Origin of the sequence: Phenylobacterium sp. Root700 (assembly GCF_001429025.1) — a bacterium.
Taxonomy (GTDB): Bacteria; Pseudomonadota; Alphaproteobacteria; order Caulobacterales; family Caulobacteraceae; genus Phenylobacterium.
Window position 1 is genome coordinate 338,081 of sequence record NZ_LMHT01000034.1, and the last position, 26,449, is coordinate 364,529.

Here is a 26,449-nt window from a genome sequence, read left to right on the forward strand (position 1 = left end):
CCGCAGAATTGCTACGGGAAGGGAGGGCGTAAAGTCCTAGAACCGCAGGGTGCGGGCTTCCTTCACGTGCGGCAGGGCGCGGATCTTGCCGACCAACTCGTCGGCCGGATCCTGGTCGACGCCGACCAGGGCGATGGCGTCCTCGCCGGCCGAGACGCGGCCGAGGTTGAAGGTGGCGATGTTGACGCCCTCTTCAGCCAGCAGAGCGCCCAGCGCGCCGATGAAGCCCGGCTTATCCAGGTTGTTCACATAGAGCATGGTGGAGGCGAACGGGGCGTCCAGGTCCATGCCCTTGACCTCGATCACGCGCGGCGCGCCGGCCATGACCGTGCCCGCGAACGAACGCTTGCCCAGCGCCGTGGTGACGGTGATCCGCACCAGGCTGTCATAGATCGGGCTGTCGTCCTGCTTGCTCTCCGACACCGTGATGCCGCGTTCCTTGGCCACGGCCGGAGCCGAGACCATGTTCACTTCGGCCAGCATCGGACGCAGCACGCCGGCCAGGGCGGCGGCGGTCAGCGGACGGGTGTTGAGGTTGGCGACCTCGCCCTCATAGGCGATGTCGACGGCCTTGACCTCGACGTCGACCATCTGGCCGGCGAAGGCGCCCAGGCGCTCGGCCAGAGCCACGAAGGGCTTCAGCTTCGGCGCTTCGTCGGCGGTGACCGACGGGCTGTTGAGGGCGTTGGAGACCGCGCCGGTGAGCAGGTAGTCGCTCATCTGCTCGGCCACCTGCAGGGCGACGTTTTCCTGCGCTTCCATGGTGGACGCGCCCAGGTGCGGGGTGGCGATGAAGTTCTCGGCGCCGAACAGCACGTTGTCCTTGGCCGGCTCCTCGACGAACACGTCGAAGGCCGCGCCGCCGATGTGGCCGCTGTCCAGGCCCTTGCGCAGGGCCGCTTCGTCGACCAGGCCGCCGCGGGCGCAGTTGACGATCAGCACGCCCTTCTTGGTCTTGGCCAGGTTCTCGGCCGACAGGATGTTGCGGGTCTTGTCGGTGAGCGGGGTGTGCAGGGTGATGACGTCGGCGCGGGCCAGCAGCTCTTCCAGCTCGACCTTCTCGACGCCGATCTCGACGGCGCGTTCAGCCGACAGGAAGGGGTCGTAGGCGACGACCTTCATCTTCAGGCCGTTGGCGCGGTCGGCGACGATGCCGCCGATGTTGCCGGCGCCGATCAGACCCAGGGTCTTGGCGTAGAGCTCCACGCCCATGAAGCGGTTCTTCTCCCACTTGCCGGCCTGGGTCGAAACGTCGGCTGCGGGGAGCTGGCGGGCCAGGGCGAACATCATGGCGATGGCGTGTTCGGCGGTGGTGATCGAGTTGCCGAATGGGGTGTTCATCACCACGATCCCCTTGGAGGTCGCGGCGGGGATGTCGACATTGTCCACGCCGATGCCGGCGCGGCCGATGACCTTCAGGTTCGGGGCGGCGGCGATCACGTCCTTGTCGGCCTTGGTGGCCGAGCGGACGGCCAGGCCGTCGTAGTCGTTGATGATCTTGAGCAGCTCTTCCTTGGAGAGGCCGGTCTTCACATCAACGTCGACGCCACGTTGCTTGAAGATGTCGATGGCGGCGGGGCTGAGCTTGTCGGCGATCAGTACGCGGGGCATGGGCGGGTGTCCTTACGGATAGAGGGATATGCGTCCTCGGCCACGCGGTTCTTGGGCGTGGAGGCGCGAGGACGCGAAAGGTGTTTAGGCGGCTTGGAGCGCTTCGAGGGTCGAGGCGAAGGCCCAGTCGAGCCAAGGCGTCAGGGCCTCGAGGTCGGAGGTTTCGACCGTGGCGCCGCACCAGATCCGCAGACCGGCCGGGGCGTCGCGATAGCCGCCGATGTCCAGGGCCGCGCCTTCCTTTTCGAGGGCGCCGGCCAGCTTCTTGGCGAAGTCGGCCTGGGCGTCGTCGGACAGGGCGGTGATGCGGGCGTCGACCACCTTCAGGCAGACCGAGGTGTTGGAGCGCGAGGCCGGATCAGCGGCCAGGAAGTCCACCCAGTCGGTCTTTTCCACCCAGGCGGCGAGGGCCCCGAGGTTGGAGTCGGCGCGGCGCTGCATTTCGACCAGGCCGCCGATCGAGGCGCCCCACTTCAGCGCGTCGATGGCGTCTTCCACGCAGAGCATGGAGGGCGTGTTGATGGTGGCGCCTTCGAAGATGTCCTTGGCGATCTTGCCGGCCTTGGTCATCCGGAAGAGCTTGGGCATCGGCCAGGCCGGGGTGTAGCTCTCAAGCCGTTCGACCGCGCGGGGCGACAGGATCAGCACGCCGTGCGCGCCTTCGCCGCCCAGCGCCTTCTGCCAGGAGAAGGTCACGACATCGAGCTTCGTCCAGTCCAGGTCCTGGGCGAAGGCGGCGCTGGTGGCGTCGCAGATGGTGATGCCTTCACGGTCGGCGGAGATGAAGTCGGCGTTCGGGACGCGGACGCCCGAGGTGGTGCCGTTCCAGGTGAAGACCAGGTCGGCGTCGGGGCGGACCTTGCTGAGGTCCGGCAGCTCGCCATACGGCGCGTCCAGGACTTCGGCGGGAAGCTTCAATTGCTTGACGACGTCCGTAACCCAATCCTTGCCGAAGCTCTCGAAGGCGAGCAACTGCACGGGCCTCGGGCCCAGCATCGACCACAGGGCCATCTCGACGGCGCCGGTGTCGGAACCAGGCACGATGCCGATCAGGAAGTCGTCGGGAACCTCCAGCACCTGGCGGGTGCGGTCGATCGCCTCTTGCAGGCGCGCCTTGCCCGGCTTGGAGCGGTGCGAGCGGCCGAGGACGGCGTTCTGGAGATTTTGGGGGTTCCATCCGGGGCGCTTGGCGCACGGGCCGGAAGAGAACTCGGGGCGCGCCGGACGCATTGCCGGCTTGGCGAGGGTCGTCATGTCGATGTCTCCCATCCTTACAGATGAGCAGCACCCCGTTGGGGGGGTGTGGCCCGCGGCGGAGAAACTCCGGTTTCGACCTGAGTGCAAGCGAAAGTTTTTGAGGTCCGTGCGGCCGAGCTGGGCCGCGGTCGGCAAGGCGACCCGCCAGCCGGGCGGCGCCCACGGGCCGGCTGAAGCCTTAGGCGGCGGCCTTCCGAGCCTTGATGCGCTGGCGCCAGCCGACGATCGTGCCGAGGGCCAGGCAGGCGCTAATGCCCAGGAAATTCATGTTGTTGATCTTGATATGCAGCAGGTCCACGGGCCGCGCCGTCACCATGTAGAAGGCATGCAGGCTGAACTGCGCCGCGTAGAGCAGCATCGCGCCGCCGAGCCAGAAGCTGGCATAGCGCACGGCGATCACCAGCAGGCCGAGCGCGGTCAGGCCATCCAGGGTGAGCCGGGCGACCTGTTCGAACGACTCCGGCAGGAGCAGCCCGCTGAGAATGGAGAGAATAAGATTGCCGCCGACCATTGCGCCGCCCAGCCGTTCGGCCGGGCCGCCCTTCCAGAGGGCGAACAGCGAGATCCCCATGGTGGAGACCGTCAGGAGAATTACGATCGGTGCAATCTGCATAATCTTACGCCCCTAACTCTCATTAGGGGCGCAGGACCAGTTAAACTATTGCAACCAAGGCGGCCTTAGCCGACTTCGCGCATCGTCGTGGCTTCGGTCTTGGCGAGGAAGGCCGGCTTGTTCATGTAGCCGAGCTTCGTGCGAATACCGAGGCGCAGCTGGGCTTCCGCCAGCTCGCCATGCACGCCGACCATGGCGGTCCGGGCTTCTCCCAGCGCCTTGATGGCTTCAACCATCTTCACCTGCACATCGTCCGCGAAGACGAGCGAGGCGTTCACCTCAGTGCGGGCCTTGAGCATATCCGCAAGCAGTTCGGTGGCTTCAACCATGGCTTGGTCAACAGCCGCTTCCGTCGAAAACAACTTGGCCGCGACGCGTTGCGCGACAAACACCTTTTCCATGGGAACCCTCCGAGGAAACTAACTTAACGGCTGTTAAGGTAAACCAGAGGTTAAATTCTACCTAGGAGATTCATATCGCGTTAACCACGATTTTATCGCCTACGGGTTGAGCCCGTGTCTTTTGGGCAACACTTTCGCGTATCCAGGGAGTCCGATGGAAGCGAACCGTTAGTAGAATTGGCCTAGATGGAGTGCTCGACGGGAATTCGGGCGCCTATGACAGACCAGCCTCCCAAGACCGGAGCCGCTCGCCACGCGACCTTCCATGCGCGGGTCGCCGGCGTTGCGCTGATCACCACGATCGTGGTGCTGGTCGCCGCCTGCCTGACGTTCATGCTGCAGCAGTGGGCGGTCGCCCGCGAACAGAACCACCAGGCGCACATGGCGCTGTCGGGCATCACGGCAGGTTTGTCGTCGCCCGGCCTGGTGAGCGGAGACGCCGCCGCGGCAAGGGCCGCCATTGCTACGCTGTCCAACGACGGCAGCGTCACCGAGGCGCGGCTGCTGGACGCCAAGGGCAAGACGATCGGCGCCTATACGCGCAAGAGCCCGGCCACCACCGCCGAACTGGATACGATCCACACGCCGGTGATGTCCGATGGGGTCAAGGTCGGCGACCTGGCCATGACCTTCGAGACCCCGGCCCTGACCGCCCTGCTCCCGCAGTTCATCGCCCTGACCGGCGCGCTGTTCTTCGGCGGCGTCGGCGTGGCCCTGTTTCTGGCGCGAGGACTCGCCTCACGGGTGATCGCCCCCGTGCTCAAACTGTCCGACGCCATGCGCGACGTCGCCGCCAGCGGCAGCTTCGCGCGCGTTGAGGTTGAAGCCGACGACGCCCTGTTCCGTAGCCTGACCGACAGCTTCAACCACCTTTTGGCGAAGTTGGGCGAGCGCGAGCAGGCGCTTCAGCGCACCCTGCGCGAGTTGGTCGAGGCGCGCGACGCCGCCAACGCCGCCAATGTGCTGAAATCCCAGTTCCTGGCCAATATGAGCCACGAGATCCGCACGCCGCTGAACGGCGTCTTGGCCATGGCCGAGGTCATGTCGATGAGCGACCTGGCGCCGGTGCAGCGTGAACGCCTGGACGTCATCCGTCAGTCGGGCGGCCTGCTGCTGGCCGTGCTGAACGACGTGCTGGACCTGTCGAAGATCGAGGCCGGGAAGCTGGCCCTGCTGGTCGACGATTTCGACCTCGAGGCGGCGATCGCCCCGACCTGCGAGAGCTTCTCGGTGATCGCCGACGCCAAGAACCTGGATCTCAAGATCGAGGTGGCCGAGGCCGCCCGCGGCGCCTGGCGCGGCGACGCCGACCGCATCCGCCAGATCGTCGGCAACCTGCTCTCCAACGCCGTGAAATTCACCCTGCAGGGCGAGGTTTCCGCCAGCTTCGACGTGGTGTCCGACAGCGGCGCGCTGCGGCTCACCGTGCGCGACTCCGGGGTCGGGATCGCGGTCGAGAAGCAGGCCAGCCTGTTCGAGAAATTCACCCAGGCCGACAATTCCGCCACCCGCCGGTTCGGCGGCACGGGCCTGGGCCTGGCCATCTGCCGCGAGCTGACCCAGATGATGGGCGGGGTGATCAGCGTCGAGAGCCACGAGGGCCGCGGTTCGGTCTTCACCGTCGAGCTGCCGCTGGAACGCGGCGTCCTGGCGCCCCAGGCGATCGCCCAGCCGCAAGCCGCCGAGGAAACCGACGAAAGCGCCCTGCGCCTGCTGGCCGCCGAGGACAATCCGACCAACCAACAGGTCCTGGCCGCGGTCATGGGCTCGCTGGGCATCGAGATCGACATCGTCCCCAACGGCAAGGCCGCGTTCGAGGCCTGGCGCGACGGGTCCTACGACCTGATCCTGATGGACATCCAGATGCCGGTGATGGACGGCATCGACTCCGCCCGCGCCATCCGCACCGCCGAGCGCGAGAACGGCCGGTTCCGCACGCCGATCATCGCCCTGACCGCCAACGCCCTATCCCATCAGGTCGAGGAATACCTCGCCGCCGGCATGGATGGTCACGTGGCCAAGCCGATCGAGATCGCCAAGCTCTATGAGGCGATCAGCCGGGCCCTGACCGAGGCCGCCACGGTCGGCGCCGCCGCGTCGGACGCCACCGCCGCCGCCTGAACCTGAACGCCAGGCAACAGCCGGCTCAGGTCTGTTTCAGGTCTCCCATGGTCTCCTGACGCTCACGTCGCCGCCCTGCGACGCCGACGTCCACAGGAGGACCACGATGAAAAAGCTAGTTCTTGCTCTGACCGCGGCCTCCGCCCTCGCCGCAGCAGCGGTTCCCGCCGCCGCTCAGCCCTATGGCGGATGGCCAGATCGCTACGACCGCTATGATCGTTACGACCGCTATGACGGCCATGATGGCTACGACCGTGGCGACCGCTTTGCCGGTCGCCTGGAATGGCGGATCGACCAAGCGGCGCGGCGCGGCCAGATCGATTGGCGCTACGCCGCTGAACTGAAAAGGCAGGTACGCTCGGCCGAGCACCAAGCCTACCGCTACCGGGCCGACGGCCGCTACACGCCGGGCGAACGCGCCATCGTTCAAGCGCGCCTGGCCAGGGTGGCCGACCGCCTCGACCGGGCGAGCCGCGACTACGGCTATGGATACGGTTACGACAACTATCGCCGCTAACGCCCGACCCTCGCTTGCCGAACGCCCCCGCCCGATGCGGGGGCGTTTTTCGTTTCAGACCAGGGCCCGGCCCGATGAACCGAAAACAACGACCGGCTCAGAAAGCCGACAGGGCCGATGTGGTTCTCTCCTCCTCAAGCCGGCCCAGACCGATACCGCCCAACAGCGGCGGCAGGGGCCAGAAGACCGAGGAGAAGACCATGAAGAAGACCCTGACCATTCTCGCCGCCACCGCTGCGTCCTTCCTGGCCCTATCCGCCGGCGCCGCCTCGGCTCAATCCTGGGGCGCCGAGCGCCCGGCGCATGTCGACGCCCGCTACGACCAACGTGGCGACGCTCGTTATGACCAACGCGGCGACGCCCGTTACGACCAACGCGGTGATCGCGGCTGGATGAACATCAACCAGCGCCAGGAGCAGCTCGACCGCCGCATCGACCGCGGCGTCCGCAACGGCTCGATCACCCGCGGTGAAGCCTATCGCCTGCGCAACGAGTTCCAGACCATCGCCCGGCTGGAGCACCGTTATCGCGCCAACGGCCTGTCGGGCTGGGAGCGGGCCGATCTGGATCGCCGCTTCGACCGTCTCTCCGCGCAGATCCGCTGGGAGCGCAATGACGGCGACCGTTACGGCTCCGGCTACGGCAACGACTATCGCCGTTAAGGCCTGAGGTCCTCCGCCGGGATGGGAGAGCGTCCTGGCGGTGAGGGCGGGAAGGGAGCGGTCCTTGCGATCGCTCCCTTTTCGCATGCCGAGATGCTCAAGGCGGCCGCCTAGCCCGGCGTCACCACCGTCAGTTCGGGCCAGCGCCGCGCCGCGCTTTGCGCGGTTCGGAGGAAGCCGTTCGTCTGGCGGGTCGGGTTGGCCCGCAGGTGCAGGGAGAACAGATCCTCCAGGCCGAAGGGGGCCAGAATGGTCAGGGCGTCATTCGGCTCCAGCCGCACCCCGACCGAAAACGCCGTACTGGTGAACCGGGTCAGGGCCTCGCCGCTGGAGGTCAGCGGCGCATAGGGCTCGGCGAACTTGTCCTCGAACCACAGGTGGACGCGGGCCTGGTTGCGGACCTCGACCATCTCCTTGAAGGGCGCGGCGAAGGCGGCGGCCACCCGGCGGATCACCACGTCCTCGGCCTCGTAGGAGGTGTCGGCGGGATCGAAATAGCCGAGATCGTAGTCCCGGATTCCGTAGTCGGCGGGACGGCCGGTCAAGTGATTGAGCACCGGCTGATAGACCGCGCCGGAGAAGATCAGCCAGTCGGGCAGGTCCAGCTCGCGGGCCACGGCCATCACGTGCATCAGGCTCGGCGTCGCGCGGACGATATCCTCCAGGCGCAGCTTGAGATCCTTACTCATCGCACGCCCCTCAGCGGCCATCCGTGATCCAGCGGACCATGGCCGGCGCCCAGGCCCGGCGCCTGGCGCATGGCCTCGTGCACATAGGCCCAGGCCCGCGCCACCGCGTCGGGCAGCGCCAGCCCTTGGGCCAGGCCCGCCGCGCAGGCCGAGGCCAGGGTGCAGCCGGTGCCGTGGGTGTGGCGGGTATGGATGCGCTCACCTTCGAAGGTGGTCTCGCCGTCCCCGGTCATCAGCACGTCGACGACGCTCTGCCCCTCGACATGTCCCCCCTTCATCAGCACCGCCGCCGCGCCCAGTTTCAGCAGAGCCTCGCCGGCTCGGCGCAGGTCGTCGGTGGTCTGGACGCTAAGACCAGTCAGGGCCTCGGCCTCCGGCGCATTGGGCGTCAACAGCCTGGCGCGCGGAATCAGCAGCGCGCGCACCGCGTCAATGGCGCTGGGCGCCAGCAGGTTGGAGCCGCCCTTGGCGACCATCACGGGATCGACCACCGCCGGCGTGGCGCGGGCGCTGTCGAGGATGCGAGCCACGGTCTCGACCATGGCGATATCGCCCAGCATGCCGGTCTTGATGGCGTCGGCGCCGATATCGTCCAGCACGGCGCGGGCCTGGGCCTCCACGATCTCCAACGGGATCGGATGCACGCCGGTGACGCCCAGGGTGTTCTGCACGGTGATGGCGGTGATCGCGGTGGCGGCGTAGCCCCCCAGCATGGTCACCGTCTTGATGTCGGCCTGGATGCCCGCCCCGCCGCCGGAGTCGGAGCCGGCGATGATGAGGACGCGGCCTTTGGCTTCATTCATCCCTCGGAATTAACGCGGCGAGGCGGCAATTGCATCGGGATTTACGCGGCCATCCACGACCATGACTTCCCGTCCGGGGCGGCCCTGCTAAACCTGACGCCATGAAGATCGCACTCGTCACTGGCGCGGGCTCCGGAATCGGACGCGCCGCCGCCCTCGCCCTCAGCGCCGCCGGATATCAGCTCGCCCTGGTCGGCCGCCGCGCCGAGCGGCTGGAGGAAACCGCCGCCGCCGCGAGCGGCGAGACCCTGGTGCTGCCGGCCGACGTCTCCGACGCCGACCAGACCCAGGCGGTGTTCGAAGCCGCGCGCGAACGGTTCGGGCGGCTGGACGTGCTGTTCAACAACGCAGGAACCGGGGCCCCGCCGGTCCCCCTGGAGGATCTGAGCCTGGAGGCCTGGAAGCGCGTGGTGGACGTCAACCTGACCGGCGCCTTCCTCTGCACCCAGAGCGCGTTCCGGCTGATGAAGGCCCAGGACCCGCGCGGCGGGCGGATCATCAACAACGGCTCGATCTCGGCCCATGCGCCGCGCCCGCGCTCGGTCGCCTACACCGCCACCAAGCATGCGATCACCGGCCTGACCCGCTCGACCTCGCTGGACGGCCGCGCCTACGACATCGCCTGCGGCCAGATCGACATCGGCAACGCCGCCACCGAGATGACAGCGCGGATGTCGGCGGGCGTGCCCCAGGCCGATGGGACGCTGGCCGCCGAGCCCGTGATGGACGTCAAGGCCGTCGCCGACGCCGTGGTGTTCATGGCCGGCCTGCCGCTGGACGCCAATGTTCAGTTCATGACGGTGATGGCGACCAAGATGCCGTTCGTCGGGCGCGGCTGACGGCCTACTCCGCCGTCGCGACGGCGATCATTTCCGAACTGCCGGCGCTTAAGGCCCCGCCTTCCCAGTCGCCGAACCAATCGACGCGGCCGAAACCGGCGGCGCGAAGGCCCTGCTCGATCATCGCCCGCGGCGCAAACCGCAGGGTGCTGCGGCTCACCACCTCGTCACCGGCCGGCATGAAGCGATGGCGGGTCTGGAAGCGCACCTGCTCACCGTCGAGCGCCAGGACCTCGTGGCTCAGCCGCACCTGATTTCCGCCGCCCAGATCCAACACCTGCGAGGAGGCTTCGGGGGTCCAGCCGTCCCAGGCTCGGGCCTTCGGATTGCGGGTTTCGAACATGAAGCGCCCGCCGCGATCGAGGCGGGCCCGCACCTGATCAAACGTCTGGAGCATCGCTGCGTCGGTCAGCAGGCACTGAAACGCGTGTCCGGTCATGACCGCCACGTCGAACCGGCCTCGGAACGCCTCGGCGTCGCCCAGCACCCAGGTCGGCAGATCGCCCCCCGGCCGGGCGCGCGCGACGTCCAGCATGGCGGGGGCGGGATCGACCCCGGTCACCGCGTGACCTTGCCGCGCCAGCCGCACGGCGAACACGCCGGTGCCGCACCCCAGGTCGACGATCTTCAGCGGGGCGGCGCCGATCCGCGCCTCATAGAAGCGATGGTCCTCGTCCCCAGCGTTCAGGAGGTCATAGAGCGGTACGAGCCGAGGATCGGCGTAATGGAGATCGCTCATCGCGCGGTCTTGATCGCGTCCCAGACCCGCAGGGCCTGGACCGTCTGCGCGACATCGTGGACGCGCACGGCGGCGACGCCGGCCTGGACCCCCGCCAGGGCCGCGGCCAGGGAGCCCGGCAAGCGCTGCGTCGCGGACGCGGCCGGGTCGAGCAGGGCGATGAAGCTCTTGCGGCTGACGCCGAGCAGCACCGGGAAGCCCAGCTCGACCAGGCTCTCGAGGTTCGCGAGCAGGGCCAGGTTATGCTCCAGCCGCTTGCCGAAGCCGATGCCGGGATCGAGCCAGATCTTCTCGCGCGCCACCCCGGCGGCGATGGCCGCCTGAGCCCGGGCCGCCAGATAGGCGTTCACCTGCGCGACCACGTCGTCATAGCGCGGCTGCGCCTGCATGGTGCGCGGCGCGCCCTGCATGTGCATCAGCATCACCTCGCAGCCGAGCTCGGCGGCGACCGACAGCGCGTCGGGCGAATGGCTCAGGGCGGTGACGTCGTTCCAGATGTTCGCGCCCGCCGCGACCGCGGCCCGGGCGACGTCCGGCTTCATGGTGTCGATCGAGATCGGGATCGCGCTCTCTTCCCGGATCGCGGCGATCAGCGGGACGGCGCGGGCGATTTCGTCCTGGGTCGACACCGGATCGGAGCCCGGCCGCGTCGACTCCGCGCCGATATCGAGGATGTCGGCGCCCTGGGCGATCAGCATCCGGGCGTGGGCGAGCGCGGCGTCCGGCGCCAGGAACCGCCCGCCGTCGGAGAAGCTGTCGGGCGTGACATTGACCACGCCCATGACCTTCACGCGGTTCGACATGACGATCCTTGAGGCTGACAGCAAAACGCCCTCCTGGCGCGGGGCCGGGAGGGCGTCAAGCTAGTGAGGCGTAAGGCCCTAGGCCAGTTCGGGACGCGGCGAGATCGGCACCGCCACCGAGGGGCCCGTGGACCGCTTGGAGTCGGCGTCGTCGCGGACCGGCGGAACACCCTTCAACGCGTTGATGATCTCGTCGCCGCTGAGGGTCTCGTATTCGAGCAGGGCCTTGGCGAGCGTGTGCAGGTCTTCGAGCTTCTCGGTCAGGATCCGGCGGGCTTCATCGAAGCCCTCCTGGACCAGGCGCTTGACCTCCTGGTCGATCAGCTTGGCGGTCTCTTCGGAGATGTTCTGGGTGCGCGACACCGAGTGGCCGAGGAAGACCTCGTCCTGGTTCTCGCCGTAGGACACCACGCCCAGCTTGTCGGAGAAGCCCCACTTGGTGACCATCGCCTTGGCCAGGCGGGTGGCCTGGTCGATGTCGGACGAGGCGCCCGAGGTGATCTTGTCCTTGCCGAAGATCAGCTCCTCGGCCATCCGGCCGCCCATGAGGATGGCCAGGCGCGAGGTCATCTGCTCGTAGGACATGGAAAGCTGATCGCGTTCCGGCAGCTGCATGACCATGCCCAAGGCGCGGCCGCGCGGGATGATCGTGGCCTTGTGCACCGGATCGGTGGCCGGGACGTTCAGAGCGATCAGGGCGTGGCCGCCCTCGTGATAGGCGGTCAGGCGCTTTTCGTCCTCGGTCATGGCCATGGACTTGCGCTCGGCGCCCATCATGACGCGGTCCTTGGCGTCCTCGAAGTCACGCTGGACGACCATGCGGCGGTTCTTGCGCGCAGCCATCAGGGCCGCTTCGTTGACCAGGTTGGCCAGGTCGGCGCCGGAGAAACCCGGGGTGCCGCGCGCGATGGTCTTGACCTCGACGTCGGCGGCCAGCGGCACGTTCTTCATGTGGACGCGCAGGATGCGCTCGCGCCCGCCGATGTCGGGATTGGACACCACGACCTGACGGTCGAAGCGGCCCGGACGCAGCAGCGCGGGGTCGAGCACGTCGGGACGGTTGGTCGAGGCGATGACGATGATCGCTTCCGACGGGTCGAACCCGTCCATCTCGACCAGCAGCTGGTTGAGGGTCTGTTCGCGTTCGTCGTTACCGCCGCCAAGGCCCGCGCCACGATGGCGGCCGACGGCGTCGATTTCGTCGATGAAGATGATGCAGGGGCTGTTCTTCTTGGCCTGCTCGAACATGTCGCGGACGCGGCTGGCGCCGACGCCGACGAACATTTCAACGAAGTCGGAACCCGAGATGTAGAAGAACGGCACACCCGCCTCGCCGGCGACGGCGCGGCCGAGCAGGGTCTTACCCGTACCGGGAGGGCCGACCATCAGGGCGCCCTTGGGGATCTTGCCGCCCAGACGCTGGAACTTCGACGGGTCCTTCAGGAAGTCGACGATTTCCGTCAGCTCTTCCTTGGCCTCGTCGACGCCGGCGACGTCGTCGAAGGTCACGCGGTTCTTGTTCTCGGTCATCATCTTGGCCTTGGACTTGCCAAAGCCCATGGCGCCGCGGGCGCCGCCCTGCATCTGACGCATGAAGAAGATCCAGACCCCGATCAGCAGCAGGATCGGCAGGCTGTTCAGGAACAGGCCCAGCAGCCCGCCGCCGGCGGACTTCACATTGATGTCCGCGCCCTGCGATTCCAGGCGCTTGATCAGGTCTTCCTGATTGCCGGGCGTCATAGCCGTGAACGACTTGCCCGCATTGTCCTTGATCTCGATGGCGGTGCCGCGAAGCGTCGCGGTCTTGACCTCACCGGCGTTCACCCGCTGCAGCAGCTGGGAATAGGAGATCTGGCCGGACGCGCCAGCCGCCTGACTGCCGCCGGTCATCATGCTGTACAGCCCGATGAGAACGACGACGATGACGCCCCAGATGGCGAGATTACGCAGGTTCATGACGCGCCTTCGTGAAAAATGTCTCTCAAAGCCCACTGTAGGTGGGCCTGCACCCCTGGACTAGCAAGCCTCGTGCCGCGCGACGGAACATCGCGGTTCGACGAACCTGCTTGGCCAAACATGCGAAAGGCCGCGCGGTTGCCCGCGCGGCCTTCGAAACTATAGCCTAAGGCCTTAATATTTACCGAGCCGGCTTCTTCGGCGCGGCGATCAGACCTTCGCGCTGGGCGCGCTTGCGGGCCAGCTTGCGCGCACGGCGCACGGCTTCGGCCTTTTGACGAGCGCGCTTTTCGCTCGGCTTTTCGTAATGGACGTGCCGCTTCATTTCGCGGAACGAGCCTTCACGCTGCATTTTCTTCTTCAGCGCCTTGAGGGCCTGATCGACGTTGTTGTCGCGAACGAAAATCTGAACCAGGGTTCTCTCTCCTATTACCCGTTCCCGCTCGGCCATCCTGGTGTCAGGCGGCGGCGAACGGACAAAAGCCTTAAACCCGCTGACGCCAAAGCCATCGGGTTTGAGCGCGGCGGGATAGCAGAACCCTTCAGTGATGTCCACGGCGGACAGGCGCAAAAACGCTCGCTAAAATAAGGCATGGCGAACCAAACCGACTGGGCCGAGGCCACCGAGCAACAGGTGCTGGATGCAGCGCTGACCATCACCACCACCCAAGGGTGGACCTGGCCCGCCGTGCGCGCGGCCGGAAAGGCGGCGGGCCTGAGCGTGGCCGACACCGAACTGCTGCTGCCGCATGGGCCGGCCGACCTGGCCGCGCTGCTGTCGCGCCGGCACGACGCCAGGGCGCTGGCGGCCCTGCCCGATCCGGCGACTCTCAAGATCCGCGAGCGTATCCGCGCAGCGGTGGAGGCGCGGATCGACGCCGCCGCGGCCGACGAGGCCGCCGTGCGGCGCTGGTCCGGCTATCTGGCCCTGCCGCTCAACCTGGCGCTGGGCCTGAAACTGCTCTGGGAAAGCGCCGACGCCCTGTGGCGCTGGGCCGGCGACACCGCCACCGACGAGAACCACTATTCCAAGCGCGCCATCCTCTCGGGGATCTTGGCCACCGCCCTGGCGATCCGGCTGTCCTCGGGCCGCGAGGCGGCGATGACCTTCGTCGACGCCCGGATCGAGAACGTGATGTCGTTCGAGAAGTGGAAGGCCGGCCTCAAGCCCGCCGACCTGATGCGCGACATCGCCGCGGCGCTGGGCAAGATGCGGTACGGGTAGGCGCTAAGCTCCCAGATCCTCCCCCGCTTGGGGGAGGTGGCGCGCGTAGCGCGGCGGAGGGGGCTTTAAGGTCCTCCTCAGTCAGCTTTGCTGACAGCTCCCCCAGCGGGGGAGCATCTACAACGAGGCTTTCTTTTCCCAACGTCACACGGCGATGATGTCTCCCATTAAACCTGGGAGACGTTTTCCGATGACCGACGCCTTTTCGCACCCGTGGACCTGCTTCGACGTCAGCCTCGACAGCGGCGTCGCCCATATCCAGCTCAAGCGCCCCGAGGCGATGAACTCGATGATCCGGGAGTTCTGGAACGAACTGCCGATGATCGTGCGCGACATCGACCATAACGCCAGAGCCCGGGCGATCGTCATCTCCTCGACCGGCAAGCACTTCTCGGCCGGCATGGACCTGGCGGTGTTCGGCGGCGGCGGATCGACCTCGCAGAACCAGGTCCAGGACCGCCACATCAACGCCGAGCAGCAGCGCCACCACATTCATTGGCTGCAGGACTGCTTCGGCTGCCTGGACGACGCGCGGATCCCGGTGATCGTGGCGATCCAGGGCGGCTGCATCGGCGGGGCGGTCGACATGACCAGCGCCTGCGACATCCGCTACGCCAGCGCCGACGCCTTCTTCTGCATCCAGGAGATCAATATCGGCATGACCGCCGACGTCGGCACCTTCCCCCGGCTCTGCAAGCTGATCCCTGAGGGTTGGGTGCGTGAGATGGCCTATACCGGCCGCCGGATGCCCGCTCAGAAGGCCAAGGAGATCGGCTGGGTCAACGACGTGTTCGACACCCACGAAGAGTGCGTGGCCCACGCCCTGGCCACCGCCAAGGAAATCGCCAGCAAGGCCCCGTTGGCGGTCACTGGCTCGAAGGTGATGATCAACTACGCCCGCGACCACAGCCTCAAGGACGGCCTGGACTACATCGCCGTCTGGCAGACCGGCATGTTCTCGGGCGCGCACATGGGCGAGGCCTTCAAGGCCCGGGCCGAGAAACGCGATCCGGTGTGGCAGGACCTGCAGCCGCTGCGCAACGAGATGTAGGAGCGTTCAAGGATGCTCCTCCCCGCGGGGGAGCATCCGAGCCTCTATCGGAGCTCGGCGCCGGTGAGGTCGCAATCCTCGGTCTTGGCGTCGGCGAGGTCGGCCTCGAGCAGGCAGGCGCGCAGGGCGTGGGCGTAGCGCAGGTCGGCGTGGCGCAGGACGGCCCGCGACAGGTCGGTGCGGACAAACCGGCCAGCCCCGATCTCCAGCGGCCCCAGCAGCGCGCCGCGCAGGTCGGCGCGGGTGAGCTGGGCGTCGATCAGCTTGGCGCCGCGCAGGTCGGCCATCCGCAGATTGACCCCGCGCAGGTCGCAACGGGAGAGATCGGCGCCCTGCAGCTCGACGCCCTCCAGATCCAGACCAAAGAAGATCGAGCCGGGCGCGACCAGGCCGCTGAGCTTGCGACGCTTCAGCGATCGCAGCGGGCGGAAGTCGACCGCCGAGACCCGCGCCGCGGCGCCGGCCTTGCCGTCGCTCTCGCAGAAGGCCTGGTGGGCGAAAATCACCTGGGCCAGGGGCTTGTCGTCGACATAGACCACCGCCGGTGGGGCCAGCAGCACGTCGGACAGATCGGCGCCCTCCACCGTGGCGAAGCTGAAATCCACCCGGATCAGGATGGCGTGCCGCAGCGAGGCGCCCGAGAGGTCGGCCCCGGCCACGTCGGCGCCGGTGAGGTTCGCGCCGTCGAGCTTGGCCTTGATCAGCCGCGCCCCGGCCAGCTGGGCGTCGGTCAGGTCGGCGTCGGTGAAGTCGGTCGCCAGGGCCGAGGCCCCGGTCATCTGGGCGCCGGTCAGGTTGGCGCCGGCCAGGACCGCGAAATTCAGTTCGCCCGGTCCGCCCGCATGGTCGAGATAGCGGAAGCCCGCGTCGCGGTCCTGCAGGGCGATGCGCCCCTCGCGCAGATCACAGCCCGCCAGGTTGGCGCCGGCGAGATTGGCCCCGCGCAAGGTCGCTCCGCGCAGATCGGCCCGGGACAGATCGGCCTGGCGCATGTCGCTGTCGCGCAGGTCGGCGCCGAACAGGATGGCGCGTTCCAGCTTGATCCCCGCCATGGCGGCCCCGCTGAGCTTGGCCCCCGTCAGGTCGGCGTCGCGCAGGTCGGCGCCTTCCAGCTTGAAACCCGACAGGTCGGCATAGGCCAGGCTGGCGCGCCGGCCGCCGGTTCGGCTGCCCAGATACCGCCGATGCGCCTCAAGCGTCTGTCGCAACGCCTGGGGATCGAGACTGCGGTAGAGGTTCGCGACTGCGGACATGCGCACCAAGGGACGTTTGGGAGGTCCCCAGGATCACCCCGTCGCGCTTAAGGAACGGTTGCGGAATTGTGACTTCGAGGTGTCACTTCGACGTCCCTTTTCGGCCCCTGAGAGCTGACCTAGAGCCAGCCCTTCTTTTTGAACCAGATGAACGGGGCGACGCCGCTGATCACCATCAGCACCAGGGCCCAGGGATAGCCCATCGCCCACTTCAGCTCGGGCATGAGATCGAAGTTCATGCCGTAGATCGACGCCACCAGGGTCGGCGGCAGGAACACCACCGCCACCACCGAGAAGAACTTGATGATGCTGTTCTGCTCGATATTGATCAGGCCGAGCGCCGCGTCGAGCAGGAACGAGATGTGGCCCGAGGTGAAGCTGGACTGCTCGGTCAGGGCCTGGATGTCGTGCTGGATCGAGGTCAGGTGGCCGCGACGGCCCTCGTCCTTCTGGAATTCTTGCGCCAGGGCCGCGAAGCTGGACAGCCGGCTGAGCGACACCAGGCTCTTGCGCGCCGTCGAGGTGATCGACTGGGCCCGCGCCAGATCGCTCAGCAGCGGTCCGAAGGCGGTGCTGGGCGGCCGATTGAAGATCGCCACCGAGGTCTCGTGCACCAGGTTCGACTGCTGCTCCAGCACCTCGGCCGAGCGCTCGACGATAGCGTCGAGCAGTTCCAGCGCCGCCTCGCCGCCATCGGCGACCGGGGCGTGGGCGCAGCGCTCGGCGAAGATCGTGAAGGCCTTGAGCGGCTCGTAGCGGATGGTGATCAGGACGTCATTGGCGAGCACCAGGGTGACCGGCGTCGCCACCGGATGCGGCTCGTCGGCGCGCGCCAGCAGGGTGGCGGTCAGGAAGGTCGCCCCGCTCTCCTGATAGAGACGCGAGGAAGGCTCGAGGTGCTTGGTCTCTTCGCGGGTCGGAAGATCGAGGCCATAGGCCTCTTCGACCGCACGCTCCTCCTCGGCCGTCGGATTGACCAGGTCGATCCAGATGGCGTCGTCGCTGGCCCGCCAGTCGGCGTCGACGGTTTGCGGGACAAAGCCGCGGGCGGTCCGACGAAGCAGGTTCAGCATGAGTCTCTCCGCGAGCAGCGAAGGTTCATGTGCTGTGCGGGAGGCCGGGCGTCAACGCCGGGCCTCGCCGATCAGTTGGATTCGGGCGGCGGCTGCGACCCGGTCGCGGCCTGGATGAGGGCGGCGATACGGTCGGTGGAGTCGGCGGCCTGACCCAGCAGCTGGAGCGGACCAGCGCCCGGACGCACGACCGAGGCGACCTGGTTCGCAGCGCCCTGGGCCACGGCGATGGCCGCGTTCTGGGCGGTGTTGAAGCCGGAGCTGGCGGTGCGGAGCGCCGCGGCGTCCTGATAGATGAAGCCGTGGGTCGGATAGGTCGACGAGCCGAGGTCACGCACCGGATCGTACCAGACCTTGACCTGGGACCAGTCGCCGGTCGGCGACACGTCGATGACGGTGACGTCTTTCTCGATCTGCCCGCGGGTCCCGCCGATGCGCGACCAATTGGCGTGGGTGATCTGGATGACGCGCTCGGTCAGCACCTGGCTGACCACGGCCACATGGCCCAGACGCATCTTGCCCGAGGGTTTGAACACCAGGACAGCGCCAGCCTTGGGAGAGACCCCGGTGTCGTATTTGCCGACGGCTTGGCGCCACCAGGTCCAGGCGTCGCCATAGATCTGGACGCCGGAAATCAGGCGGGCGAACGGGACGCATTGCCAATAGGTGTCGGCAACGGCGCCCGACATAGGCGCCAAGGTCATAACCGCCACGGCGGCCAGGGAGCCAAAGAAGGCCCTCGGTCGTTTCAGCATGTTAGAGGAACTCCCCACGCAACCGCGTTAAGGACTAACCATCCCGCATGCGGATGAAAAGACTCTTTACGCCTGTGCGGCTGAAAGTCGCCGCGCGTCCCACGAGTCCGCCCACAACTTCATCCGAGCTCGCGCAGGCTTTTCGATGAGATGATAAGAGATCGCGGCCAGTGGAACGACGCCGCCAAGGAAAACTAACCACAGCCACAAGGGCAGGTGCTCGTCATTAAGCTGCAAAATCTTGGAGGCAGCATTCACGAATACAATCTTCCACGGCACGCACACCATGTAGACGGAGTAGCTGATCTCTCCGAGGTAGACGAGGGTCGTGTTACTAAATGTTTCAGTTCCTGCTTGCGCCGTGCGGGCCAAGAAGAAGATCACCGCGCCGAGCCCGGTCACGATTAGGGCATCTGGGGCGCCGTTCGCCGCGAAAATGACCACCGCGACTGTGGAAACCGCCGCGCCGGCCACCGCGGCGACTCGATTTTGCGTCGGCCGGGCCCGCCACAGGGCGTGCAAAGCGCAGCCATAGGCGAAGCAGGGAACGATCCGCAGCGCGCCCCACTGGATGGTCGCCTGGGTCAGCGGGAAGCCCGCCAGGGTCTGGAACAGCGCGTAGAGTCCAGCCAGGAAGCCGACCGCCAGGGCCACCGCGATCAGCGGCCGGTTCTTCAGCGCCAGGGCCGCCCAGGCGAACAGCGGGAAGGACAGGTAGGCGAACCACTCGGCCGAGATCGACCAGGAGGGATGGTTGAACGCCGCCTGCGGCGCGAAGCCCCAGGCCTGGACCAGCAGCAGATTGGCCGGCAGCGATTCCCACGAGAGGATATTGGCGTCGACCGCGAACCCCGCGAGCTTGGCGCCAACGCCCAGGGCGATCATCCCCAGCAGGGTCGCCAGATGCAGCGGATAGACCCGCGCCAGCCGGTTCCAGAGGAAGGAGCCGTAGCGGAAGCGCCGCTCCTCCACGCTGGTCCGATAGACGTGGCAGAGGATGAAGCCGGAGAGGACGAAGAACAGCTCGACGCCGAGATAGCCCTTCTCGACGAACAGCGGCGTCGCGCCGGCGAAGTCCAGCTTCGGCCAATAATGGAACAGCACCACCCACAGGGCGGCGAAGAACCGCAAGGAGGTGAGCGGTTTGATGTTCTGAGCGTCGGTCATGGCGTCAGGCGTCCCGTTGCGGCGCCGTTCTCGGCGCCCCCTGCAGGGCGAGTGCAATTCATGCACCAGGCGAAGCCGCCCTAAACCCCGCGCGCACTCTGAAGCCAAAGCCTGACCACGAGGTTACGGCCTCCTAGGCCGCCACGGTCATGTAGCGATCCCAGAACCCCGCGGCCGGCTCGGTCTGCTCGACGACGTCGACCCAGAGCCCCGAGGGATCGAAGAACCCGAACCGCAGCTGGCCGAAGGGCTCCTCGGCCAGGGCGTAGTCGACGGCCAGGCCCTTGGCCAGGCAGGCCTCATAGGCCAGCGTCGCGTCCTCGACCTGCAGCTCGAAACACATCCCCTGGCCCGAAAACGTCTCGGGACCTGGAGGGCTCGACGGGTGATCGGGGCTCATGAAGGCCAGACTCGCGCCCTCGGCCTGCAACAGGATGAACCAGTCGGCCTCGAACACCACTTCAAAGCCCAGATGGGCGATCCAGAAATCACGGCACTCGCGCAGCTTGGGCGTGACGATGATCGGATAGCGGTCGACGAATTTCATGGCGCTTCTCCTTGATCAGCTCCCAGATCGAGTTAAGATACAGACAGTCTGTATGTCAAACGGAGATCTCGATGGGCGTGAAGGCGGAGCGGGCGTCAGCCACGCGCGCGGCGCTGCTGGCCGCCGCCCGGGACCTGTTCGCGACGGTGGGTTACGCGGCGACCGGCACCGAGACGATCCTGGCCGCCGCCGGCGTGACCCGCGGGGCGCTCTATCACCACTTCGCCGACAAGCGGGCGCTGTTCGCCGCGGTCTGCGAGACGCTGCACGTCGAGGCGCAAGCGGTCATCGAGACCGACGCCGACGCCGCGCCGAGCGCCTTCGACGGCCTGATCGCCGGCTGCCTGGGTTTCCTGGACTTCATGGTGCGCCCCGAGGTCCGCCGCATCCTGATCCTCGACGCCCCCAGCGTGCTGGGCTGGGCGGCCTGGAACGAGATGGACCGCCGTCACGGATTTGGGCTGCTGATCGAGGGCGTCCAGGCCGCGGTGGATGAGGGCGGGCTGAAGGGCGATCCGCTGACCCTGGCGGTGATGATCAACGGCGCGCTGAATTACGGCGTGGTCTGGGCCGGACAATCTGAAGACGCCGACGCGCTGAAACAGCTGAAATCCAGCTTCGTCCATATGATGGAAACGCTGAGATACAAGTCCCCCGAAGACAACTAAAAGCTCAACGATCAGAGGGCTTAAGCCCCATCGGCCTCTATTCGTCGGCGCAGGATGCGTTAGAAACTTCCTCCCAACAAACCTGAGAGGACCCCGATGGAAGCCCTTATGACCCTTGCAGCGGATCCGGCCGTTTGGGCCGCGCTGATCACGCTGATCGTCATGGAAGTGGTCCTCGGGATCGACAACCTGGTCTTCATCTCGATCCTGTCGAACAAGCTGCCGCCTGAACAACGCACCAAGGCGCGCCGCATCGGCATCAGCCTGGCGCTGATCATGCGGCTGGGCCTGCTCTCCACCCTGGCCTTCATCGTCGGCCTGACCGCGCCGGTGTTCGAACTGCCCTGGCACGGGGCGCTGGACGAGCACGGCAAGCCGGGCTGGGAACTGGCCTTCTCGTGGCGCGACCTGATCCTGATCGCCGGCGGCCTGTTCCTGATCTGGAAGGCGACCACCGAGATCCACCACAGCGTCGACCCGCAGGACTCCGACAGCAGCCTCGATAAGCAGTCGCCGATCGCCATGAACTTCGGCGCGGCGATCATCCAGATCCTGCTGCTGGACCTGGTGTTCTCGATCGACTCGATCCTGACCGCCGTGGGCATGACCGACCACCTGCCGGTGATGATCATCGCCGTGGTCTTCGCGGTCGGCGTGATGATGGTCGCGGCCGATCCGCTGGCCGACTTCATCAACAACAACCCGACCGTGGTGATGCTGGCGCTCGGCTTCCTGCTGATGATCGGCGCCACCCTGATCGCCGACGGCTTCGGCGTGCACGTGCCGAAGGGCTACATCTACGCGGCCATGGCCTTCTCGGGTCTGGTCGAGGGTCTGAACATGGCCAGTCGGGCGGCGGCGAAGAAACGCAGCCTCTCGGGCCAAACCCCTGATAAGCTGCACTAAGGATCTGATCTCGGGGGCGGGCGATCATTTTTCCGCCCGTCCCCGTCAGATCTCGAAGAACTGATTTAGAACAATAGATTAGGGGCGGCCCATTTCGGCCGCTACGGAAGCGCCATTTGAACCAGCCGCACGTCCATAGTGACGAGGAGCGTCGGCTGACGCTCATCTCCGTGATGATCGTCTTCCTGCTGGCCGCCATGAGCCAGACGGTCATCGCCACCGCCATGCCCCGCATCGTCGGCGACCTATCGGGCCTGAACCTCTACGCCTGGGCCACCACCGCCTATCTGCTGGCCTCCACCGTCATGGTGCCGATCTGGGGGAAGCTGGGCGACCTCTACGGCCGCAAACCCATTCTGCTGGCCGGCATCGGCCTGTTCCTGGCCGGGTCCTGGCTGGCCGGCCTGTCGGGAGAGTTCGGCGACCTGCCGCTGATCGGCGGCGGCATGACCCAGCTGATCACCTTCCGCGCCGTCCAGGGGATGGGCGGCGGGGCGCTGTTCACCACCGCCTTCGCCATTCTCGCCGACCTGTTCGCGCCGCGCGAACGGGCGAAGTTCTCAGGCCTGTTCGGCTCGGTGTTCGGGGTGGCCAGCATCTTCGGCCCGGTGATCGGCGGCTTCTTCACCGACCACGGGACGGTGACCATCGCCGGCCATCTGGTCGCCGGCTGGCGCTGGGTGTTCTTCTTCAACGTGCCGTTCGCCGCGGCCGCCATCGCCATGATCCTCTGGAAGATGCCCACCCTGCCGCGTCGCGGCGGCGGCGGCATCGACTGGTTCGGCGCGGGCCTGATCATCGCGGCCTTCGTGCCGCTGCTGCTGGCCATCACCTGGGGTGGGCGCGAGCACCCCTGGGGATCGCCGCTGATCCTGGGCATGCTGGCCTGGTCGGCCGCCGCCCTGATCGCCTTCGTCTATATAGAGACCAAGGTCCGCGAACCGATCCTGCCGCTGGACCTGTTCTCCAACCGCACCTTCGTCACCGCCAACGGCGCGGCCTTCGTCTATTCGATGGCCTTCATGGGGGTGTCGAGCTTCCTGCCGCTCTACATGCAGGTCGGCCTCGACTATCCGGCCACCAAGAGCGGCCTGACCATGCTGGCCCTGATGGGCGGCTTCATCTTCTCCTCGACGGTCGGCGGTCAGCTAGTCACCCGCACCGGCCACTTCAAGCCGTTCATGGTCGGCGGCGGGGCCATGCTGCTGCTGGGGGCGGGCCTGCTGTGCCTGATCGGTCCCGACACCACCACGGCCGATCTGGCCTGGCGGCTGCTGATCTTCGGCATCGGGCTGGGACCAGGGCAGAGCCTGTTCAGCCTGGCGGTGCAGAACGCCGTGCCGTTCCATCAGCTGGGGGTGGCGACCTCGTCCAGCCAGTTCGTCCGGCAGATCGGCTCGACCATGGGGGTCGCCCTGTTCGGCGCCCTGCTGACCGCGGGCCTGGCCAGCGAACTAGACCGCCACGCCGCCGAGCACCCGGCCGCCCAGGTCCGCAAGCTCGACCTCGGCGACCTGCAGAAGATGGCGCTGGAAAAGACCCTGCACCCGGAACTGGCGGCGGCCCGCGCCGCCGACCCGGTCGCCGTCGAGATGGAGCGCACCGTCCGCGAGAGCTTCTCGGTGGCCATCGTCCACGGGATGATCTTCAGCCTGGTGGTGCTGATCGCAGGCTTCGTCCTGATGCTGATGGTCCCCGGCGCGCCGCTGCGCGAGCGGCCGACCGGGCCACCGGCGGAGGCCGCGGCCGAGGCCGCGGAGTAGGCCCACAACTCGTCATCCTCCGGTCAGCCGCAGGCTGATCCGGGGGACCCAAGCGGCCTGGCAAGTTCTGCAACTCAGCTTGGGTCCCCCGGATCGTCTTTCAGACGACCGGAGGATGACAAAGCTGTGGGCGCCTACAGGAAACTGTACGGATCGACGTCGATCGAGACGCGGATCGCGCCCGGCGGGCGGATCCTGGCCCGCCAGGTGGCGAGATAGGCCGACAGGTCCACCGTGCGGTCCGCCCTGATCAGGAAGCGCTTGCGCCGCCGCCCACGGATCAGCGACAGCGGCGCGTCGGCCGGGCCGTAGACCTCGACCCCGTCGGCGTTGGGCGCGGCCTCGGCCATCAGCCGCACGAACGCCTCCAGCGCCTGGGCGTCAGGGCCGGAGACCACGATCGCGCCGAGCCGGCCGAACGGCGGCAGCTTCATGATTTCGCGCTCGGCCATCTCGGCCTCCACGAAGGCGTCGCGGTCCTGGGCCTTCAGCGCCTGCATCACCGCGTGTTCGGGGGCGTAGGTCTGCAGCAGCGCCCGGCCTGGCCGATCGCGCCGCCCCGCCCGGCCCGTCGCCTGGGCCAGCAGCTGATAGGTCCGCTCCGAGGCGCGCAGGTCGCCGCCGCGCAGGCCAAGGTCGGCGTCGACCACCCCCACCAGGGTCAGCTTGGGGAAGTTGTGACCCTTGGCCGCCGCCTGGGTCGCGACCAGGATGTCGATCTCACCCTCGGCCATCGAGTCGACCAGCCGCCGCGCCTCCTTGGCGTCCCAGACCGTGTCGGACGAGAACACCGCCACCCGCGCCTGCGGGAACAGCATCCGCGCCTCCTCCTCCACCCGCTCCACGCCGGGACCGATCGAGGTCAGGCTGTCCTGGGCCCCGCAGTGCGGACACTTGTCGGGCTTGGGCATCGAGAAGCCGGTCAGGTGACAGACCAGGCGGTTTGAATAGCGATGCTCGACCAGCCAGCTGTCGGTGTCGGGCGAGGTCATCCGCTCGCCGCAGGCCTTGCAGAGCACCAGCGGCGCATAGCCGCGACGGTTCAGGAACAGCAGGGTCTGCTCGCCGGCCGCCAGGGTCTCGATCATCGCCTTGACCAGCGGCGGCGAGAGCCAGCGCCCGGTCTCCGGCGGGGTGTCCTTGAGGTCGATCAGGGTGATCTCGGGCAGCCGCGCGACGCCGTGGCGCGAGGTGAGCTTCAGCCAGCGATAGCGGCCGATCTCGGCGTTGCGCAGCGATTCCAGCGACGGCGTCGCCGAGGCCAGGATGACGCCGGCACCCTCGATCTTGCCGCGCGCCACCGACAGGTCGCGGGCCTGGTAGATGAAGCCCTCGTCCTGCTTGTAGGAGCCGTCGTGCTCCTCATCGACCACGATCAGGCCAAGCTTGGCGAACGGCAGGAACAGGGCCGAGCGCGCGCCGATCACGATCCGGCAGCCGCCGGTCGCCACCGCGTCCCACACCTTGCGGCGCATGGGCGGGGCGATGTCGGAATGCCATTCGGCCGGCATCACCCCGAAGCGTTCCACGAACCGGGCGATCACCGCCTGGGTCAGGGCGATTTCCGGCAGCATGACCAGGACCTGGGCGACTGGATCGCGCGCCAGGGCCGCGGCCACAGCCTCCAGATAGACCTCGGTCTTGCCCGAGCCGGTCACCCCGTCCAGCAGGGCGACGTTGAAACCGCCCTCGCCCACCATGGCCACCAGGGCGGCGGCGGCGGCGGCCTGGCTGGGGTTCAGTTCATGACCCTTGCGGGCCAGGTCTGGCGCGTCGAACCGGGTGTCGGCCTCGATCAGAGTCAGCGCCAGCGCCCCCTCGTCGACCAGACCCTTGATCACCCCGGCCGAAACCCCGGCGGCGCGAGCAAGGTCGGCGGGCGACAGACGCTGGCCGGCGGCGGCCTCCAGCACCTTGAGCCGAGCCGGCGTCGAGCGGCCGGGCTGTACGCCAGTGACCTCGATCACCTTCTCCGGCTTGGCCTTGGGCGCGCGCGCGCCGCGAATGGCGATGGCCAGCGGCTGGCCGGGGGCGTCGACCGAATAGCGTGCCGCCCACTGGACGAACTCGATGGCGCCGGGCGGCAGCGGCGGGGAATCAAGCTTGCTCTCGATGGCCTTCAGGGGACGGTTGCCGCCGGCGGCTTCGCGCAGGGCCACGACCACGCCGCGCAGCAGGCGCGGGCCCAGCGGGGCGGCGACCTGGTCCCCGACAGCCAGCTCCATCCCCTCGGGTTCGGCGTAGTCGAACGCCTCGGGCAGCGGCATGGGAAGCAGGACGGAGGCGATGCGGCTCATTGCCCGCCCCAGATAGGCTGGCTTGGCGACCGCTCAACCGTTAAAGAGCGCGGCATAATCCGCACCAGAAGGTCACCCATGCAGCTCTTTCTCGACACCACCGACGTTGTCTTGCTCAAGGAGCTCGTCGCCACCGGCCTGGTCGACGGCGTGACCACCAATCCGACGCTGATCGCCAAGTCCGGTCGTCCCATGCTGGAGGTCATCGCTGAGATTTGCGACCTCGTCGAGGGCCCCGTGAGCGCCGAGGTCGCCGCGACCGACGTCGCCGGCATGCTGGCCGAGGGCGCCAAGCTCGCCGCCGTCGCCACCAACGTGGTCGTAAAGCTCCCCCTGACCCGCGAAGGCCTGATCGCCACGGCCGAGTTTTCGGTCCAGGGCATCCAGACCAACGTCACCCTGTGCTTCTCGGCCGCCCAGGCCCTGCTCGCCGCCAAGGCCGGCGCCACCTACATCTCGCCCTTCGTCGGCCGCCTGGACGATTACGGCGCGGACGGCATGGAGCTGATCAGCGAGATCCGCGCCATCTACGATAACTATGATTTCGACACCGAGATCCTGGCCGCCTCGATCCGCAACCCCAGCCACGTCACGGCCGCGGCCCTGGCCGGCGCCGATTGCGCGACCATTCCGCCCACCGTCTTCACCGACCTCTTCAAGCACCCGTTAACCGAAAAGGGGCTTGAACAGTTCATGAGCGACTGGGCCAAGACGGGTCAGTCCATTCTCTAAG

The 26,449-nt window shown here is 67.5% G+C and carries 26 protein-coding genes; 10 read left to right on the forward strand and 16 right to left on the reverse strand.

Annotation, left to right across the window (positions count from 1 at the left end; genetic code table 11):
- Nucleotides 1–36 precede the first annotated feature (36 nt).
- The 4 genes from serA to ASE02_RS19355 all read right to left on the reverse strand — a co-directional run bounded on the left by serA (nt 37) and on the right by ASE02_RS19355 (nt 3,882).
- Nucleotides 37–1,611 (reverse strand): phosphoglycerate dehydrogenase, encoded by a 1,575-nt coding sequence (serA, locus tag ASE02_RS19340; protein ID WP_056736442.1) that lies wholly within the window; start codon nt 1,609–1,611, stop codon nt 37–39.
- 84 nt (nt 1,612–1,695) lie between these two features.
- Nucleotides 1,696–2,865, reverse strand: a complete 1,170-nt coding sequence (locus tag ASE02_RS19345) for a phosphoserine transaminase (protein WP_056736444.1) — start codon at nt 2,863–2,865, stop codon at nt 1,696–1,698.
- A 181-nt stretch (nt 2,866–3,046) separates the two neighbouring features.
- Nucleotides 3,047–3,481, reverse strand: coding sequence for a hypothetical protein (locus ASE02_RS19350; protein ID WP_156406133.1), 435 nt, complete (start codon nt 3,479–3,481; stop codon nt 3,047–3,049).
- 65 nt (nt 3,482–3,546) lie between these two features.
- Nucleotides 3,547–3,882: a hypothetical protein gene (locus ASE02_RS19355; protein WP_056736448.1), complete on the reverse strand. Its 336-nt coding sequence runs from the start codon at nt 3,880–3,882 to the stop codon at nt 3,547–3,549.
- 216 nt (nt 3,883–4,098) lie between these two features.
- Between ASE02_RS19355 and ASE02_RS19360 the strand changes: the two genes are divergently transcribed.
- The 3 genes from ASE02_RS19360 to ASE02_RS19370 all read left to right on the forward strand — a co-directional run bounded on the left by ASE02_RS19360 (nt 4,099) and on the right by ASE02_RS19370 (nt 7,182).
- Nucleotides 4,099–6,003: a hybrid sensor histidine kinase/response regulator gene (locus ASE02_RS19360; protein WP_056736450.1), complete on the forward strand. Its 1,905-nt coding sequence runs from the start codon at nt 4,099–4,101 to the stop codon at nt 6,001–6,003.
- Nucleotides 6,004–6,109: 106 nt separating this feature from the next.
- The gene (locus ASE02_RS19365; RefSeq protein WP_056736451.1) at nt 6,110–6,520 is read left to right on the forward strand and encodes a hypothetical protein; all 411 of its coding nucleotides are present in this window, start codon (nt 6,110–6,112) and stop codon (nt 6,518–6,520) included.
- A 200-nt stretch (nt 6,521–6,720) separates the two neighbouring features.
- Nucleotides 6,721–7,182, forward strand: coding sequence for a hypothetical protein (locus ASE02_RS19370; RefSeq protein WP_056736453.1), 462 nt, complete (start codon nt 6,721–6,723; stop codon nt 7,180–7,182).
- A 110-nt stretch (nt 7,183–7,292) separates the two neighbouring features.
- On the opposite strand, the gene ASE02_RS19375 is transcribed toward ASE02_RS19370, so the two are convergent.
- Both ASE02_RS19375 and thiD read right to left on the reverse strand, forming a co-directional pair.
- Entirely contained in the window at nt 7,293–7,871 is a 579-nt protein-coding gene (locus ASE02_RS19375) for a nucleotidyltransferase family protein (RefSeq protein WP_056736455.1), read from the reverse strand.
- Nucleotides 7,868–8,674, reverse strand: a complete 807-nt coding sequence (thiD, locus tag ASE02_RS19380; protein WP_056736457.1) for a bifunctional hydroxymethylpyrimidine kinase/phosphomethylpyrimidine kinase — start codon at nt 8,672–8,674, stop codon at nt 7,868–7,870. Before thiD ends, ASE02_RS19375 begins: the two co-directional genes overlap by 4 nt.
- Nucleotides 8,675–8,775: 101 nt before the next feature.
- Here thiD and ASE02_RS19385 point away from each other — a divergent pair, with 101 nt between their 5' ends.
- On the forward strand, nt 8,776–9,513 hold the full coding sequence (locus tag ASE02_RS19385) for an SDR family oxidoreductase (protein WP_056736459.1): 738 nt from the start codon (nt 8,776–8,778) through the stop codon (nt 9,511–9,513).
- A 4-nt stretch (nt 9,514–9,517) separates the two neighbouring features.
- On the opposite strand, the gene ASE02_RS19390 is transcribed toward ASE02_RS19385, so the two are convergent.
- The 4 genes from ASE02_RS19390 to rpsU all read right to left on the reverse strand — a co-directional run bounded on the left by ASE02_RS19390 (nt 9,518) and on the right by rpsU (nt 13,426).
- Nucleotides 9,518–10,252 (reverse strand): class I SAM-dependent methyltransferase, encoded by a 735-nt coding sequence (locus tag ASE02_RS19390; protein WP_056736460.1) that lies wholly within the window; start codon nt 10,250–10,252, stop codon nt 9,518–9,520.
- Complete coding sequence (folP, locus tag ASE02_RS19395; protein WP_162257203.1) at nt 10,249–11,034, reverse strand: dihydropteroate synthase; 786 nt, start codon at nt 11,032–11,034, stop codon at nt 10,249–10,251. Before folP ends, ASE02_RS19390 begins: the two co-directional genes overlap by 4 nt.
- A gap of 99 nt (nt 11,035–11,133) precedes the next feature.
- The gene (ftsH, locus tag ASE02_RS19400) at nt 11,134–13,011 is read right to left on the reverse strand and encodes an ATP-dependent zinc metalloprotease FtsH (protein ID WP_056736464.1); all 1,878 of its coding nucleotides are present in this window, start codon (nt 13,009–13,011) and stop codon (nt 11,134–11,136) included.
- Between the two features lie 181 nt (nt 13,012–13,192).
- Nucleotides 13,193–13,426, reverse strand: a complete 234-nt coding sequence (gene rpsU / locus ASE02_RS19405; protein WP_091735317.1) for a 30S ribosomal protein S21 — start codon at nt 13,424–13,426, stop codon at nt 13,193–13,195.
- 177 nt (nt 13,427–13,603) lie between these two features.
- Here rpsU and ASE02_RS19410 point away from each other — a divergent pair, with 177 nt between their 5' ends.
- Together ASE02_RS19410 and ASE02_RS19415 are read left to right on the forward strand one after the other, a co-directional pair.
- On the forward strand, nt 13,604–14,236 hold the full coding sequence (locus ASE02_RS19410; protein WP_056736466.1) for a COQ9 family protein: 633 nt from the start codon (nt 13,604–13,606) through the stop codon (nt 14,234–14,236).
- 190 nt (nt 14,237–14,426) lie between these two features.
- Nucleotides 14,427–15,287 carry a crotonase/enoyl-CoA hydratase family protein gene (locus tag ASE02_RS19415; RefSeq protein ID WP_056736467.1) on the forward strand — a complete coding sequence of 287 codons (861 nt, stop codon included), beginning with the start codon at nt 14,427–14,429 and terminating at the stop codon, nt 15,285–15,287.
- Between the two features lie 44 nt (nt 15,288–15,331).
- On the opposite strand, the gene ASE02_RS19420 is transcribed toward ASE02_RS19415, so the two are convergent.
- From ASE02_RS19420 to ASE02_RS19440, 5 genes are all read right to left on the reverse strand, one after another.
- Complete coding sequence (locus ASE02_RS19420) at nt 15,332–16,540, reverse strand: pentapeptide repeat-containing protein (RefSeq protein ID WP_056736603.1); 1,209 nt, start codon at nt 16,538–16,540, stop codon at nt 15,332–15,334.
- Between the two features lie 119 nt (nt 16,541–16,659).
- On the reverse strand, nt 16,660–17,613 hold the full coding sequence (locus tag ASE02_RS19425) for a CorA family divalent cation transporter (protein ID WP_056736469.1): 954 nt from the start codon (nt 17,611–17,613) through the stop codon (nt 16,660–16,662).
- A 71-nt stretch (nt 17,614–17,684) separates the two neighbouring features.
- Complete coding sequence (locus ASE02_RS19430; protein WP_056736471.1) at nt 17,685–18,368, reverse strand: CHAP domain-containing protein; 684 nt, start codon at nt 18,366–18,368, stop codon at nt 17,685–17,687.
- 66 nt (nt 18,369–18,434) lie between these two features.
- The gene (locus tag ASE02_RS19435) at nt 18,435–19,535 is read right to left on the reverse strand and encodes an acyltransferase (protein WP_056736473.1); all 1,101 of its coding nucleotides are present in this window, start codon (nt 19,533–19,535) and stop codon (nt 18,435–18,437) included.
- A gap of 133 nt (nt 19,536–19,668) precedes the next feature.
- Nucleotides 19,669–20,082: a VOC family protein gene (locus ASE02_RS19440; RefSeq protein WP_056736475.1), complete on the reverse strand. Its 414-nt coding sequence runs from the start codon at nt 20,080–20,082 to the stop codon at nt 19,669–19,671.
- Between the two features lie 71 nt (nt 20,083–20,153).
- On the opposite strand from ASE02_RS19440, the gene ASE02_RS19445 reads away from it, so the two are divergent.
- The 3 genes from ASE02_RS19445 (at nt 20,154) to ASE02_RS19455 (ending at nt 23,419) form a co-directional block, all read left to right on the forward strand.
- Nucleotides 20,154–20,750: a TetR/AcrR family transcriptional regulator gene (locus tag ASE02_RS19445; protein WP_056736477.1), complete on the forward strand. Its 597-nt coding sequence runs from the start codon at nt 20,154–20,156 to the stop codon at nt 20,748–20,750.
- A 96-nt stretch (nt 20,751–20,846) separates the two neighbouring features.
- Complete coding sequence (locus ASE02_RS19450) at nt 20,847–21,656, forward strand: TerC family protein (protein WP_056736479.1); 810 nt, start codon at nt 20,847–20,849, stop codon at nt 21,654–21,656.
- A 116-nt stretch (nt 21,657–21,772) separates the two neighbouring features.
- Nucleotides 21,773–23,419 carry an MDR family MFS transporter gene (locus tag ASE02_RS19455; RefSeq protein WP_235536761.1) on the forward strand — a complete coding sequence of 549 codons (1,647 nt, stop codon included), beginning with the start codon at nt 21,773–21,775 and terminating at the stop codon, nt 23,417–23,419.
- A gap of 134 nt (nt 23,420–23,553) precedes the next feature.
- On the opposite strand, the gene ASE02_RS19460 is transcribed toward ASE02_RS19455, so the two are convergent.
- Nucleotides 23,554–25,716, reverse strand: a complete 2,163-nt coding sequence (locus tag ASE02_RS19460; RefSeq protein WP_056736481.1) for a primosomal protein N' — start codon at nt 25,714–25,716, stop codon at nt 23,554–23,556.
- A gap of 78 nt (nt 25,717–25,794) precedes the next feature.
- On the opposite strand from ASE02_RS19460, the gene fsa reads away from it, so the two are divergent.
- Nucleotides 25,795–26,448, forward strand: a complete 654-nt coding sequence (gene fsa, locus ASE02_RS19465; RefSeq protein WP_056736483.1) for a fructose-6-phosphate aldolase — start codon at nt 25,795–25,797, stop codon at nt 26,446–26,448.
- The last annotated feature ends 1 nt before the right edge of the window (nt 26,449 follow it).

What these genes read in the sequence shown, in the direction of transcription:
- serA (WP_056736442.1), bottom strand. Translation starts at nt 1,611, where the DNA reads ATGCCCCGCGTACTGATCGCCGACAAGCTCAGCCCCGCCGCCATCGAC.
- ASE02_RS19345 (WP_056736444.1), bottom strand. Translation starts at nt 2,865, where the DNA reads ATGACGACCCTCGCCAAGCCGGCAATGCGTCCGGCGCGCCCCGAGTTC.
- ASE02_RS19350 (WP_156406133.1), bottom strand. Translation starts at nt 3,481, where the DNA reads ATGCAGATTGCACCGATCGTAATTCTCCTGACGGTCTCCACCATGGGG.
- ASE02_RS19355 (WP_056736448.1), bottom strand. Translation starts at nt 3,882, where the DNA reads ATGGAAAAGGTGTTTGTCGCGCAACGCGTCGCGGCCAAGTTGTTTTCG.
- ASE02_RS19360 (WP_056736450.1), top strand. Translation starts at nt 4,099, where the DNA reads ATGACAGACCAGCCTCCCAAGACCGGAGCCGCTCGCCACGCGACCTTC.
- ASE02_RS19365 (WP_056736451.1), top strand. Translation starts at nt 6,110, where the DNA reads ATGAAAAAGCTAGTTCTTGCTCTGACCGCGGCCTCCGCCCTCGCCGCA.
- ASE02_RS19370 (WP_056736453.1), top strand. Translation starts at nt 6,721, where the DNA reads ATGAAGAAGACCCTGACCATTCTCGCCGCCACCGCTGCGTCCTTCCTG.
- ASE02_RS19375 (WP_056736455.1), bottom strand. Translation starts at nt 7,871, where the DNA reads ATGAGTAAGGATCTCAAGCTGCGCCTGGAGGATATCGTCCGCGCGACG.
- thiD (WP_056736457.1), bottom strand. Translation starts at nt 8,674, where the DNA reads ATGAATGAAGCCAAAGGCCGCGTCCTCATCATCGCCGGCTCCGACTCC.
- ASE02_RS19385 (WP_056736459.1), top strand. Translation starts at nt 8,776, where the DNA reads ATGAAGATCGCACTCGTCACTGGCGCGGGCTCCGGAATCGGACGCGCC.
- ASE02_RS19390 (WP_056736460.1), bottom strand. Translation starts at nt 10,252, where the DNA reads ATGAGCGATCTCCATTACGCCGATCCTCGGCTCGTACCGCTCTATGAC.
- folP (WP_162257203.1), bottom strand. Translation starts at nt 11,034, where the DNA reads ATGGGCGTGGTCAATGTCACGCCCGACAGCTTCTCCGACGGCGGGCGG.
- ftsH (WP_056736464.1), bottom strand. Translation starts at nt 13,011, where the DNA reads ATGAACCTGCGTAATCTCGCCATCTGGGGCGTCATCGTCGTCGTTCTC.
- ASE02_RS19410 (WP_056736466.1), top strand. Translation starts at nt 13,604, where the DNA reads ATGGCGAACCAAACCGACTGGGCCGAGGCCACCGAGCAACAGGTGCTG.
- ASE02_RS19415 (WP_056736467.1), top strand. Translation starts at nt 14,427, where the DNA reads ATGACCGACGCCTTTTCGCACCCGTGGACCTGCTTCGACGTCAGCCTC.
- ASE02_RS19420 (WP_056736603.1), bottom strand. Translation starts at nt 16,540, where the DNA reads ATGTCCGCAGTCGCGAACCTCTACCGCAGTCTCGATCCCCAGGCGTTG.
- ASE02_RS19425 (WP_056736469.1), bottom strand. Translation starts at nt 17,613, where the DNA reads ATGCTGAACCTGCTTCGTCGGACCGCCCGCGGCTTTGTCCCGCAAACC.
- ASE02_RS19430 (WP_056736471.1), bottom strand. Translation starts at nt 18,368, where the DNA reads ATGCTGAAACGACCGAGGGCCTTCTTTGGCTCCCTGGCCGCCGTGGCG.
- ASE02_RS19435 (WP_056736473.1), bottom strand. Translation starts at nt 19,535, where the DNA reads ATGACCGACGCTCAGAACATCAAACCGCTCACCTCCTTGCGGTTCTTC.
- ASE02_RS19440 (WP_056736475.1), bottom strand. Translation starts at nt 20,082, where the DNA reads ATGAAATTCGTCGACCGCTATCCGATCATCGTCACGCCCAAGCTGCGC.
- ASE02_RS19445 (WP_056736477.1), top strand. Translation starts at nt 20,154, where the DNA reads ATGGGCGTGAAGGCGGAGCGGGCGTCAGCCACGCGCGCGGCGCTGCTG.
- ASE02_RS19450 (WP_056736479.1), top strand. Translation starts at nt 20,847, where the DNA reads ATGGAAGCCCTTATGACCCTTGCAGCGGATCCGGCCGTTTGGGCCGCG.
- ASE02_RS19460 (WP_056736481.1), bottom strand. Translation starts at nt 25,716, where the DNA reads ATGAGCCGCATCGCCTCCGTCCTGCTTCCCATGCCGCTGCCCGAGGCG.
- fsa (WP_056736483.1), top strand. Translation starts at nt 25,795, where the DNA reads ATGCAGCTCTTTCTCGACACCACCGACGTTGTCTTGCTCAAGGAGCTC.